General features: G+C 59.4%; 12 protein-coding genes. 9 read left to right on the forward strand and 3 right to left on the reverse strand.

The window, feature by feature from the left end:
• Nucleotides 1-87 precede the first annotated feature (87 nt).
• Nucleotides 88-855 carry an FCD domain-containing protein gene (locus ABCR88_RS04295; protein WP_015634108.1) on the forward strand — a complete coding sequence of 256 codons (768 nt, stop codon included), beginning with the start codon at nt 88-90 and terminating at the stop codon, nt 853-855.
• An 81-nt stretch (nt 856-936) separates the two neighbouring features.
• Here ABCR88_RS04295 and smpB read toward each other — a convergent pair whose 3' ends face one another.
• Nucleotides 937-1,419 carry an SsrA-binding protein SmpB gene (gene smpB, locus ABCR88_RS04300; RefSeq protein WP_025131431.1) on the reverse strand — a complete coding sequence of 161 codons (483 nt, stop codon included), beginning with the start codon at nt 1,417-1,419 and terminating at the stop codon, nt 937-939.
• Between the two features lie 117 nt (nt 1,420-1,536).
• Here smpB and ABCR88_RS04305 point away from each other — a divergent pair, with 117 nt between their 5' ends.
• From ABCR88_RS04305 to ABCR88_RS04315, 3 genes are read left to right on the forward strand one after another with little or no spacing between them, the layout of a single operon-like run.
• The gene (locus ABCR88_RS04305; protein ID WP_041115927.1) at nt 1,537-2,940 is read left to right on the forward strand and encodes a sodium-dependent transporter; all 1,404 of its coding nucleotides are present in this window, start codon (nt 1,537-1,539) and stop codon (nt 2,938-2,940) included.
• Nucleotides 2,941-2,947: 7 nt separating this feature from the next.
• On the forward strand, nt 2,948-3,382 hold the full coding sequence (locus ABCR88_RS04310; RefSeq protein ID WP_011059182.1) for a type II toxin-antitoxin system RatA family toxin: 435 nt from the start codon (nt 2,948-2,950) through the stop codon (nt 3,380-3,382).
• Nucleotides 3,375-3,689 (forward strand): RnfH family protein, encoded by a 315-nt coding sequence (locus ABCR88_RS04315; RefSeq protein ID WP_041115929.1) that lies wholly within the window; start codon nt 3,375-3,377, stop codon nt 3,687-3,689. The genes ABCR88_RS04310 and ABCR88_RS04315 overlap by 8 nt, the downstream gene beginning before the upstream one ends.
• 60 nt (nt 3,690-3,749) lie before the next feature.
• On the opposite strand, the gene ABCR88_RS04320 is transcribed toward ABCR88_RS04315, so the two are convergent.
• On the reverse strand, nt 3,750-4,277 hold the full coding sequence (locus tag ABCR88_RS04320) for an outer membrane protein assembly factor BamE (RefSeq protein WP_011059184.1): 528 nt from the start codon (nt 4,275-4,277) through the stop codon (nt 3,750-3,752).
• Nucleotides 4,278-4,375: 98 nt separating this feature from the next.
• On the opposite strand from ABCR88_RS04320, the gene fur reads away from it, so the two are divergent.
• A complete protein-coding gene (gene fur / locus ABCR88_RS04325) occupies nt 4,376-4,780 on the forward strand; it encodes a ferric iron uptake transcriptional regulator (protein WP_011059185.1) in 405 nt (134 codons plus the stop codon).
• 94 nt (nt 4,781-4,874) lie between these two features.
• Here fur and recN read toward each other — a convergent pair whose 3' ends face one another.
• Nucleotides 4,875-6,548: a DNA repair protein RecN gene (gene recN, locus ABCR88_RS04330; RefSeq protein ID WP_041115931.1), complete on the reverse strand. Its 1,674-nt coding sequence runs from the start codon at nt 6,546-6,548 to the stop codon at nt 4,875-4,877.
• A gap of 250 nt (nt 6,549-6,798) precedes the next feature.
• Here recN and grpE point away from each other — a divergent pair, with 250 nt between their 5' ends.
• The 4 genes from grpE to dapB all read left to right on the forward strand — a co-directional run bounded on the left by grpE (nt 6,799) and on the right by dapB (nt 11,648).
• Nucleotides 6,799-7,365 (forward strand): nucleotide exchange factor GrpE, encoded by a 567-nt coding sequence (gene grpE / locus ABCR88_RS04335; protein ID WP_011059187.1) that lies wholly within the window; start codon nt 6,799-6,801, stop codon nt 7,363-7,365.
• A 102-nt stretch (nt 7,366-7,467) separates the two neighbouring features.
• A complete protein-coding gene (dnaK, locus tag ABCR88_RS04340) occupies nt 7,468-9,384 on the forward strand; it encodes a molecular chaperone DnaK (protein WP_011059188.1) in 1,917 nt (638 codons plus the stop codon).
• Between the two features lie 322 nt (nt 9,385-9,706).
• Complete coding sequence (gene dnaJ / locus ABCR88_RS04345; protein ID WP_015634112.1) at nt 9,707-10,831, forward strand: molecular chaperone DnaJ; 1,125 nt, start codon at nt 9,707-9,709, stop codon at nt 10,829-10,831.
• Between the two features lie 10 nt (nt 10,832-10,841).
• The gene (dapB, locus tag ABCR88_RS04350) at nt 10,842-11,648 is read left to right on the forward strand and encodes a 4-hydroxy-tetrahydrodipicolinate reductase (protein WP_015634113.1); all 807 of its coding nucleotides are present in this window, start codon (nt 10,842-10,844) and stop codon (nt 11,646-11,648) included.
• The last annotated feature ends 209 nt before the right edge of the window (nt 11,649-11,857 follow it).

Raw genomic sequence — 11,857 nt, forward strand, 5'->3', positions numbered from 1 at the left:
TGGCCGTGTTCTGACAGGTGTTGGCGCGCCATGAATAGGCCAGAATAGAGCCCCCCGGCGAAGGGTCGGGAGGGTGGAGAGTGAGTTATGGGGTTTGATCAGATACGCCAGCGCCGTTTGTCCGACGATATCGTCGAGCGTCTGGAAGGGATGATTCTTGAAGGCACCTTGACGGCCGGCGAGCGGCTGCCGGCCGAGCGGGCACTGGCCGAGCAGTTCGGTGTCTCTCGGCCCTCACTGCGCGAGGCGATCCAGAAACTCACGGCCAAGGGGTTGCTGATCAGTCGTCAGGGCGGTGGCAACTATGTGGTGGAATCCCTGGGCTCGACCTTCAGCGATCCACTGCTGCACCTGCTGGAAAACAACACCGATGCCCAGCGCGACCTGCTGGAGTTCCGGCATACGCTGGAAGCGTCCTGCGCCTATTACGCGGCGCTGCGGGCGACGGCAGTGGATCGTGAGCGACTGACTCAAGCCTTCGAGGAGTTGCAGGATTGTTATTCCCGTTCCGACGATGTCAGTCGTATCGAGGAAGGTGCGGCGGATGCCAAGTTCCACTTGGCGATTGCCGAGGCCAGCCACAACGCCGTGCTGCTGCACACCATCCGCGGGCTGTTCGACCTGCTCAAACGCAACGTGGTGACCAACATCGGTGGCATGTACAAGCAGCGCACGGAAACCCGCGACATGCTGATCAGCCAGCACCGCGACCTGTACCAGGCAATTATCGAAGGGCGGGCCGAAGAGGCGCGGGAAATCTCCAGCCGTCACATTCTCTATGTGCAGGAAGTGCTCGAAGAAGTGCGTCAGGAAGTGCAGCGAGTGGCCCGGGCCGAACGGCGCAAGGGCATGTAATGCAAATCGCCGGCAAGCCGGCTCCTACCTGGGTGTTGTAGGAGCCGGCTTACCGGCGAAAGCGACCTCAAGGCAGGAAGATCAGTCTTCCTTGCCCTTGGTCCGCACCGCGCGCTGCAGCTCGCGATCGGAATCGCGCTCGCGTTCGGTATGTCGCTTGTCGTATTCCTTCTTGCCCTTGCCCAGTGCGATTTCACACTTGATCAGGTGCTTGCTCCAGTAGAGCGAAAGGCACACGCAGGCGTAACCCTTCTGCTGCACGGCGGCAAACAGCTTTTCCAGCTCGCGCTGGTTGAGCAGCAGCTTGCGCGAGCGCGTCGGGTCGGCGATGACGTGGGTGCTGGCGGTGGTCAATGGTGTGAAGTGGCTGCCGAGCAACCAGGCTTCACCATCCTTGAGCAGCACATAACTGTCCACCAGCTGTGCCTTGCCTGCACGCAGACTCTTTACTTCCCAGCCGGCCAGGACCATGCCAGCCTCGAACCGATGTTCGATGAAGTAATCGTGACGCGCCTTTTTATTTTGCGCGATGGTCCCTGTTGGGTGTTTCTTCTGTTTAGCCATAGGGGCGGCATTATAGGGAGTTGCGCGCGCGTCGGCTACGGTGACGCAGCGTGCTTGAGCAGGTTGATTGAATCCCGGACAATGCGGCCTCTTTTTTTTCGGTTGGGCGCGTTAACGATGTCGACAGACAGGGTCTCTGTCCACGGCGGCTGGGCAAGCCGCTGGGTCTTTATACTCGCTGCAACTGGTTCGGCCGTGGGCCTGGGGAGCATCTGGAAATTCCCCTACATGGTCGGCGTCTATGGTGGTGGTGCCTTTGTTCTGGTGTTTCTGGCGTGTATTGCGCTGATCGGGTTGCCGGTGATGCTGGCGGAAACCCTGATTGGCCGTCGTGCGCGACAAAGCCCGGCGAATGCCCTGAAGGTGCTGGCCCTGGAGGCCGGGCATTCGGCCAACTGGTCCTGGGGCGCCTTTGCCGGAATGATCACGGCGTTGCTGATTCTCTCCTTCTACAGCGTGGTGGGTGGTTGGTCCCTGGACTACATCATCGATATGGGGCGTGGCGATTTTCAGGGTGTCACGGCGGATCAGGTCGGCGCCTATTTTTCCGCGGTGACGGCTGACCCCTGGCGCCTGACCCTGTGGCACACGCTGTTCATGCTGCTGTCGGCGCTGGTGATTGCCAAGGGTGTGGTGGCCGGGCTTGAGCGCAGCCTGCGGGTCATGATGCCGCTGCTGTTCGTGATGTTGCTGGTGCTGCTGGGCTACAGCATGACCACCGGGCATTTCATGCAGGGCCTGCATTTCATGTTCGACTTCAGTCTGGACCGGCTATTGGATGGGCTGTTGCCGGCCATGGGGCATGCGTTCTTTTCCCTCAGCGTGGGGGTCGGCTCGATCATGATCTATGGCGCCTACATGCCCAAGCATTCGTCCCTGTCCGGCACTGTGGTCGGGGTGGCGCTGCTGGATACCTTCGTTTCCCTGGTGGCGGGCATGGCGTTGTTCCCCATCGTGTTCGCTGCGGGGCTGAACCCCAGTGAAGGGCCGGGGCTGATGTTCATCAGCCTGCCGTTCGCCTTCGGCAATGTGGCGTTCGGCCAGCTTATGGGCGTAGTGTTCTTTATCCTGGTGGCGATTGCGGCCTGGAGTTCGGCCATTTCCTTGTTGGAGCCGATGGTGGCTTATCTCGTCGAGAGGACTAAAATCCGCCGCGGCTGGGTGACATTCTGGCTGGCGTTCAGTTGCTGGTTTGTGGGATTGGGAACGGTGTTCTCTTTCAACATCTGGCAACAGGCCAAATTTTTCGTGAACGAAGGCGGCGTTTTTCATCTCTACCAGTGGGGCGCGGCCGGCGGTCTGGACTTCTTTGGTGTGATCGACTTTTTCACCTCGCGGATCATGTTGCCTCTTGGCGGTTTGTGCTTCGTGGTATTTGCAGGTTGGGTGATGGGCCGTGAGGCAGTTCGTGATGAGCTGTCGTTACGTAGCCCGCTGTTGTTCGCTCTGGCCTTGTTTTTGATGCGCTATGTGGCGCCCGTCGGCATTCTTGTGGTGTTTGCCGCCCAGTTGTGGAAATGAAGCTCACATGACGACCCATATTCAACGTTCGGCCCTTCTGCCCTATCCGGCGCAGTTCCTTTACGATCTGGTCAATGACGTGGCCCGGTACCCGGAGTTTCTGCCCTGGTGCTCGTCGGCCGAGGTGCTGGAAAGCAGCGAAGAGCGGATGCGCGCGAGCCTGGCGGTGGCCAAGGGCGGCATGAGTCAGCGCTTCGTGACCTGCAACAATCTGGTGCCGGGGCAGTCGATCGAGATGAATCTGGAGGAGGGGCCATTCAATCAGTTGCATGGCGTGTGGGTGTTCAAGCCGCTGGGCGAGAAGGCCTGCAAGATCAGCCTTGATCTGTCTTTCGATTATGCGGGGCCCTTGGTTCGAGCGACCTTGGGGCCGCTGTTCAACCAGGCGGCGAATACTCTGGTGGACGCTTTCTGCCAGCGGGCTAAGCAGTTGCATGGCTGAGTCGATGATTTCGATTGAGGTGGCCTACGCGGCTGTCGATCGCCAGGCGTTGATCAGTGTGCAGGTGCCCCAGGGGTCGACGCTGCGTGCAGCCTTGCAGGCTTCAGCCATCGGGCAGCAGTTTCCCGAACTGGATCTGGCGGCTTGTCCGGTGGGGATCTTCGGCAAGCAGGTCAGTGACCCTGAACATCATGTGATTCAGGCGGGGGATCGGATCGAGGTCTATCGCCCATTGCTGGCCGATCCGAAAGAGGTTCGGCGTCTGCGGGCGGCGAAAGCGGCCGAGGCACGCAAGCGCGAATCGTGATTGATGGTGACAGGCAATAAAAAGCCCGGGCATGCCCGGGCTATTTTATTTCGCCAAAAATTATTCCGGCGAAGTATCCAGTGGTTCAGGCGTAGGAACTGGCACGGTTTTCACGCCATCCACGTCCTTCTGGATCTGGTCGAGCAGCGAGCCAGGCTTGGCTGGTTTCTCGGCTTTTGGTTTCTCGACGTTCTCGGCAGGCGCTGTCACGGTGTTGGCGCTGTCCTTGCCCAGCAGGGCTTCGTCGCGGCTTACACCCGGCATGAAGTCACCGGCCAAGCTGACCAACTGGTCGTTGCCGTTGAAGATCAGGCTCACGCGTTCCTGTTGGCGTTCACCACCACCAGGCTGCAGGCTGTAGAGATAATCCCAGCGATCGGCATGGAACGTGTCGGTCAACAGAGGGTTGCCCATGATAAACCGTACTTGCCGTCGGGTCATTCCGGGGCGCAACTGGTCTATCATGTCCTGCGTGACGACATTGCCCTGCTGGATGTCGATTTTGTAAACCCCGGGGAATGAACAACCGGCGAGTGCGAGCAGTCCCACGAAGGTGAAACTGGTTAGCAAGAGCTTGGTGTTTTGCATCGGTGGGCGACTTCCACTATCTTGGCTGGGACAACGTAAACCCCGATCATACCCGCATTAAGAGAAGCTGCGAAGCAGCATCGGCGAGAAAGCTGACCATGGTTGAAAATAGCGAACTACGTAAAGCCGGCCTCAAAGTGACTCTGCCACGAGTCAAAATTCTACAAATGCTCGATTCCACCGAGCAGCGGCACATGAGCGCTGAGGATGTCTACAAGGCGCTGATGGAAGCTGGTGAGGATGTGGGTCTGGCCACGGTTTACCGTGTACTGACTCAATTCGAAGCAGCCGGACTGGTGGTACGCCATAATTTTGATGGCGGTCACGCTGTATTCGAGCTGGCGGATGGCGGTCACCACGACCATATGGTCAACGTGGAGTCTGGTGAAGTGATCGAATTCTTCGACGAAGAAATCGAAAAGCTTCAGAAGGCGATTGTCGAAAAGCACGGTTTCGAGTTGGTGGATCACAATCTTGTGCTGTACGTGCGCAAGAAGAAGTAAGCCCCTCACGCGGCGTTTATCGTCGTGAAACGATCGAAGGCGACCCTAGGGTCGCCTTCGTGTTTTGTGCCTATATAAAAGAAGCGCTGAAGGTTCAGGCCTTGGCGGTCACCACCATTTTCTTGGCGTGGGCCAGAGACTCCTTGGTCAGGTCGATGCCGCCGAGCATCCGCGCCACCTCCTCGACCCTCTCATTCTTGCCCAGCTTGGATACTGCGGTATGAGTGGCATCGCTGCCGCGCACCTTGTGCACGAACAGATGCTGATGCCCCTGGGCGGCGACTTGCGGCAGGTGTGTAACGGTCAATACCTGGCCGCGTTCGCCGAGGCGGCGCAGCAGCTGGCCGACGATCTCGGCTGTCGGGCCACCAATCCCCACATCGACTTCGTCGAATACCAATGTGGGAACCCGCGAGGTCTGCGCGGTGATGACCTGGATCGCCAGGCTGATACGTGACAGCTCACCGCCGGACGCGACTTTCGCCAGGGCCTTGAGGGGTTGCCCGGGGTTGGCACTGACCAGCAGTTCCACCTGCTCCAGGCCGTTGGGCAGCAGTTCATCGCTGCTGTTGGCGCGCAGTTCGATGGTGAAGCGCCCTCCGGGCATACCCAGGCGCTGGATCTCCTGCTCCACTGCGCTGGCCAGGCTGGTCGCGGCCTGCTGGCGCAACTGGCTCAGTTCCAGGGCTTTCTCCTGATAATGACGAGCGAAGGATTGCAGCTCTTCGCCCAGCCGTTCGATGGATTCGTCATTGGCGTCCAGAGTCTCTATTTCATCTAGCAGGGTTTGCTGCATGGCAGCGAGTTCGAAGGGCTGGATGCGATGCTTGCGCGCCAGGGTATAGATGGCGTCGAGGCGTTCTTCGAGTTGTTGCAGGCGTGCCGGATCAGCGTCGAAGTGGTCAAGGAAACGATTCAACTCGCCCACGGCTTCTTCGACCTGGATCTGCGCGCTGGCCAGCAGGTTGGTGGCCTCGCCCAGGGAACCCGAGGAGTTGCCGATGCTCGACAGGCGGTTGAGGCTGACAGTCAGGGCGTTCAGGACATTGCCTGAATCACTTTCGCTGCATTGCTCCACCACCTGGCGGCAGATGCCCAGCAGGGTTTCGGCATTGGTCAGGTTCTTGTGCTCCTGCTCCAGTTGTTCGAGTTCATTTTCCCCGAGCCCCAGGTTTTCCAGTTCTTCGAGCTGGTAACTGAGCAGTTGATGGCGAGCGCGCTGCTCGTCGCCGGAGTTGGACAGGCGCTCCAGCTCCAGGCGGGTCTGGCGCCAGCGCTGCGCAGCCAGTTGCACCTGGCGCGCCAGGTCGGTTGCGCCGGCGTACTCATCCAGTAGGCGCCTATGGGTATCGGTCTTGAGCAGCGACTGGTGTTCATGCTGGCTGTGGATATCGATCAGCAGTTCGCCCAGGGCTTTCAAGTCTCCGAGCGGGCAGGGCGTACCGTTGATATAGCCGCGGGAACGTCCTTCTGCCGTGATGACCCGACGCAGGATGCACGGGCCGTCGGTGTCCAGGTCACGCTCGGCCAGCCAGGCGTGGGCCTCGGGGATATCCGCCAGATCGAAGGTGGCGAGGATATCGGCCTTGTCGGCTCCGGGGCGTACCACGCCGCTGTCGGCACGATCACCCAGGGTCAGGCCGAGCGCGTCGAGCATGATCGACTTGCCGGCACCGGTCTCGCCGGTAATGACGCTCATCCCGCGATCGAGTTCCAGATCCAGGTGTTCGACGATGGCGTAATTGTGTACGGACAGGTGCACCAGCATTAAGGCCGCTCCCAAACTAGATGTCTGGTTATTTATACAGTGTTTTGTTTCGAGCTGACAATGCTTTCCCTTAGCTCGATTTGCTTGGTCGTTCTGGCTTTTTAGTGCGCTCGGTAATGTCCACATACAGGATTTATCGGGTCGGAACGACTTTTGCTGTGGCTGCGGACTTGAACCTTGAAAATGCGACCCCATATAGCTGGGCAGAAGAGTGAGCCCGGCTCACAGACGATATTGAAAGGAGAATTTCATGGCTGACGAACAGACGCTGGATACGCAAAATCTAGACGCCAATCAGGCTCCCGAGGCATCGGGTGATGACCTGGCGGCTCGTGTACAAGTGCTCGAAGAGCAACTGGCTGGCGCGCAGGATCAGGCTTTGCGTGTTGCTGCCGATCTGCAGAACGTCCGCCGCCGCGCCGAGCAGGACGTGGAGAAAGCTCACAAATTCGCGCTGGAGAAGTTTGCCGGCGACCTGCTGCCGGTGATCGACAGCCTGGAGCGTGGCCTGGAGCTGTCCAACCCGGACGACGAAAGCATCCGCCCGATGCGTGAAGGCATCGAGCTGACCTTGAAGATGTTCCACGACACCCTCAAGCGTTATCAGCTGGAAGCCATCGATCCACACGGCGAACCCTTCAACGCTGAACAGCATCAGGCCATGGCCATGCAGGAAAGCGCGGATGTCGAGCCGAACAGTGTTCTGAAAGTGTTCCAGAAGGGCTACCAGCTCAACGGTCGCCTGCTGCGCCCGGCCATGGTCGTGGTCAGCAAGGCTCCTGCACCGGTTTCGCCTTCGATTGACGAAAAGGCTTGAAAACGGCTGTAGAGCCCCCATTTATCAGTCAAGCGTTTAAGTGCTACCGCAGTTTGCCACCACAGCTGCGGCATCCAAATCCAAAGTTTCGGGAGAGTTAACATGGGCAAGATTATCGGTATTGACTTGGGGACCACCAACTCGTGCGTCTCCATTCTTGAAAACGGCAACGTAAAAGTTATCGAAAACGCTGAAGGCGCGCGTACCACGCCGTCGATCATCGCGTACGCCAACGATGGCGAAATCCTGGTAGGTCAGTCGGCCAAGCGTCAGGCTGTCACCAACCCGCACAACACCCTGTACGCAGTAAAGCGTCTGATCGGTCGTCGCTTCGACGAAGAAGTTGTGCAGAAAGACATCCAGATGGTCCCTTACAAGATCGTCAAGGCTGACAACAACGACGCCTGGGTTGAAGTGAACGGCCAGAAAATGGCTCCGCCACAAATCTCGGCTGAAATCCTCAAGAAAATGAAGAAGACCGCCGAAGACTACCTCGGCGAAGCCGTGACCGAAGCGGTCATCACTGTTCCGGCCTACTTCAACGACAGTCAGCGCCAGGCGACCAAAGACGCCGGCCGCATCGCAGGCCTGGACGTCAAACGTATCATCAACGAACCAACCGCAGCCGCTCTGGCCTACGGTATGGACAAGGCCAAGGGCGATCACACCGTGATCGTTTACGACCTGGGCGGTGGTACTTTCGACGTTTCGGTGATCGAAATCGCTGAAGTCGATGGCGAGCACCAGTTCGAAGTGCTGGCCACCAACGGTGACACCTTCCTCGGTGGTGAAGACTTCGACATCCGCTTGATCGACTACCTGGTTGATGAGTTCAAGAAAGAAAGCGGCATGAACCTCAAAGGTGACCCGCTGGCCATGCAGCGCCTGAAAGAAGCTGCCGAGAAAGCCAAGATCGAGCTGTCCTCGAGCCAGCAGACCGACGTCAACCTGCCGTACATCACTGCAGATGCCACCGGTCCTAAGCACCTGAACGTGAAGATTTCCCGCGCCAAGCTGGAGTCGCTGGTTGAAGACCTGGTTCAGCGCACCATCGAGCCTTGCCGTATCGCGCTCAAAGACGCCGGTATCGACGTGGGTTCGATCAACGACGTGATCCTGGTCGGCGGCCAGACCCGTATGCCGCTGGTACAGAAGACCGTAACCGACTTCTTCGGTAAGGAAGCTCGCAAGGACGTCAACCCGGACGAAGCTGTTGCCATGGGTGCTGCCATCCAGGGTGCGGTACTGGCCGGCGACGTGAAAGACGTACTGCTGCTGGACGTCAGCCCGCTGACCCTGGGTATCGAAACCATGGGTGGCGTGATGACCGCGCTGATCGAGAAAAACACCACGATTCCTACCAAGAAATCCCAAGTGTTCTCGACTGCCGACGACAACCAGGGTGCAGTGACCATTCACGTACTGCAGGGCGAGCGCAAGCAAGCCGCGCAGAACAAGTCCCTGGGCAAGTTCGACCTGGCCGACATTCCACCAGCTCCACGTGGCGTGCCGCAGATTGAAGTGACCTTCGACATCGACGCCAACGGCATCCTGCACGTAGGTGCGAAGGACAAGGCTACCGGCAAGACTCAGTCGATCGTGATCAAGGCCAACTCGGGTCTGTCGGATGAAGAGATCCAGCAGATGATCCGTGACGCTGAAGCCAACTCGGAAGAGGATCGCAAGTTCGAAGAACTGGCCACCGCCCGTAACCAGGGTGATGCGCTGGTGCACTCGACTCGCAAGATGGTGGCTGACGCCGGTGACAAAGTGACCGCGGAAGAGAAAACCGCAATCGAAGCCGCCGTGGTTGCACTGGAAGCTGCCGTCAAGGGCGACGACAAGGCTGCCATCGACGCCAAGGTCGAAGAGCTGTCGAAAGTCTCGGCCCCGGTTGCCCAGAAGATGTACGCCGAACAGGCCCAGCCTGCAGAAGGCGCGGCACCGCACGCCGAGTCCGCTGAAAAAGCCGACGATGTCGTCGACGCCGAGTTCGAAGAAGTAAAAGACCACAAGTAATGGCTTGTTGGTCGGCCGGTTGACTGCCTTTGGGCGGTGACTGGTAGGATGTCGCCGCGCGGGAGCTTGCTCCCGCGTTGGCGTGTCTGGAGTCAGCGAAATTTTGACGGCGTACAAGCTCCGTTTGTGCGCTGGCGGTCGGGTCGGAGAAGCTCCTGCTTTCCGGCTGTGATGACCGCAATGGTCGGCCCGCAACCGGGTTGGCTTTCCAAGACCAGGATCGTTGAATTGACGTGAGTTGGGTCCGGGCCTGTATTGGGGCTCAGCGAGTTTGGCAGAGCTCAGGAGGGTTTGCCGGACGTCCTTAAGAGTGCAAAGACTTATGGCAAAGCGTGACTATTACGAAGTGTTGGGTGTGGAGCGTGGTTCCAGCGATGCGGAGCTGAAAAAGGCTTACCGTCGCTTGGCGATGAAGCATCACCCGGACCGTAATCCCGGCGACAAAGCGTCGGAAGACATGTTCAAGGAGGCCAACGAGGCCTACGAAGTACTGTCCGATTCCAGCAAGCGTGCCGCGTATGACCAGTACGGCCACGCTGGTGTCGACCCGAGCATGGGTGGCGGGGGGGCCGGCTTCGGCGGGCAGAACTTCTCCGATATCTTCGGTGACGTGTTCAGTGATTTCTTCGGTGGCGGTCGCGGCGGTTCCCGTGGCGGTGCGCAACGCGGCAGCGACCTGCGTTACACCCTGGAGTTGAACCTGGAAGAGGCGGTGCGTGGCACCACGGTGAATATCCGTGTGCCGACACTGGTCAACTGCAAGCCATGCGATGGTTCGGGCGCCAAGAAGGGGTCTTCCCCTGTCACTTGTCCGACCTGTGGCGGTATTGGTCAGGTGCGCATGCAGCAGGGTTTCTTCTCGGTGCAGCAGACCTGCCCGCGCTGCCATGGCCAGGGCAAGATCATTTCCGATCCGTGCGATTCGTGCCACGGCGAAGGTCGGGTCGAAGAGTACAAGACGCTGTCGGTGAAAGTGCCGGCAGGTGTCGATACCGGCGACCGTATTCGCCTGTCCGGCGAAGGCGAGGCGGGGACCCAGGGTGGCCCGACTGGCGACCTGTATGTGGTGATCAATGTGCGTGAGCACGCGATCTTCCAGCGCGACGGCAAGCACCTGTTCTGTGAAGTGCCCATCAGCTTCGTAGATGCGGCGTTGGGTGGCGAGCTGGAGATTCCGACCCTGGACGGTCGGGTCAAGCTGAAGATCCCAGAGGGAACACAGACCGGCAAGCAGTTCCGGATTCGTGGCAAGGGCGTTGCTCCCGTGCGTGGCGGCGGTGCCGGCGACCTGATGTGCCGGGTTGCGGTGGAGACGCCAGTGAACCTGAGTCGTCGTCAGCGCGAGCTGCTGGAAGAGTTGCGTGGTTCGCTGGACGACGACAATTCTCACTCGCCGAAAACTACCGGCTGGTTCGAGGGCGTCAAGCGCTTCTTCGGCGACCTGTAAGGAGTAACGCATGCGACGTATAGCAGTGATGGGCGCCGCCGGGCGCATGGGCAAGACCCTGGTCGAGGCTGTGCAGCTGCGCTCGCCGCTCTCCGGGCTGACGGCAGCCATCGTTCGGCCTGGCAGTTCGCTGGTGGGCGCGGATGCAGGTGAGCTGGCATCCCTGGGGCGTCTTGGCGTGTCGATGTCCGATAGCCTGGAGAAGGTTGTCGATGAGTTTGATGTGCTGATCGATTTCACCTTGCCGGAAGTGATGCTCAAGAACCTGGCCTTCTGCCGTAAGGCGGGCAAGGCCATGGTGATTGGTACTACGGGTTTGGGTGCCAAGGAAAAGCAATTGCTGGCCGAGGCGGGCAAGGAGATTCCGATCGTCTTCGCTGCCAACTTCAGTGTTGGGGTCAACCTGTCGCTGAAGCTGCTGGATATGGCGGCTCGGGTGCTGGGTGATGATGCGGATATCGAGATCATCGAGGCGCATCACCGACACAAGATCGATGCGCCATCGGGCACCGCCCTGCGCATGGGTGAGGTGATCGCCAGCGCTCTGGGGCGCGATCTGCAGCAGGTCGCGGTGTATGGTCGTGAAGGCCATACCGGCGCCCGTGAGCGTGAAACCATCGGCTTCGCCACGGTTCGTGGTGGCGATGTGGTGGGGGATCACACCGTGCTGTTTGCCACTGAGGGCGAGCGCCTGGAGATTACCCACAAGGCCTCCAGTCGCATGACCTTCGCCAAGGGCGCGGTGCGTGCCGCGCTGTGGCTGGACGGGCGCGAGGCCGGCCTATACGACATGCAGGATGTGCTGGATCTGCGTTGAGATGCATCTGAAGTGGGGTTGAGGCTGTCCTTCAACCCCACTTCGTACCGCTAGGCGATGTTCTGTCGCATTCCTCTGCCTTTAGGGCTCATTAGCGGTGGACCGAAAAAGCCTTTTTCTGTAAGCTACAGCTTTAGTGTGTCCACTAAAAGCGCGCAGATAATTCGACGAAGAAGCGGGGTGACGTGTCTATACGTCATTCCGCTTTT

Origin of the sequence: Pseudomonas sp. W17 (assembly GCF_040268305.1) — a bacterium.
GTDB classification, from domain to species: Bacteria; Pseudomonadota; Gammaproteobacteria; order Pseudomonadales; family Pseudomonadaceae; genus Aquipseudomonas; species Aquipseudomonas protegens.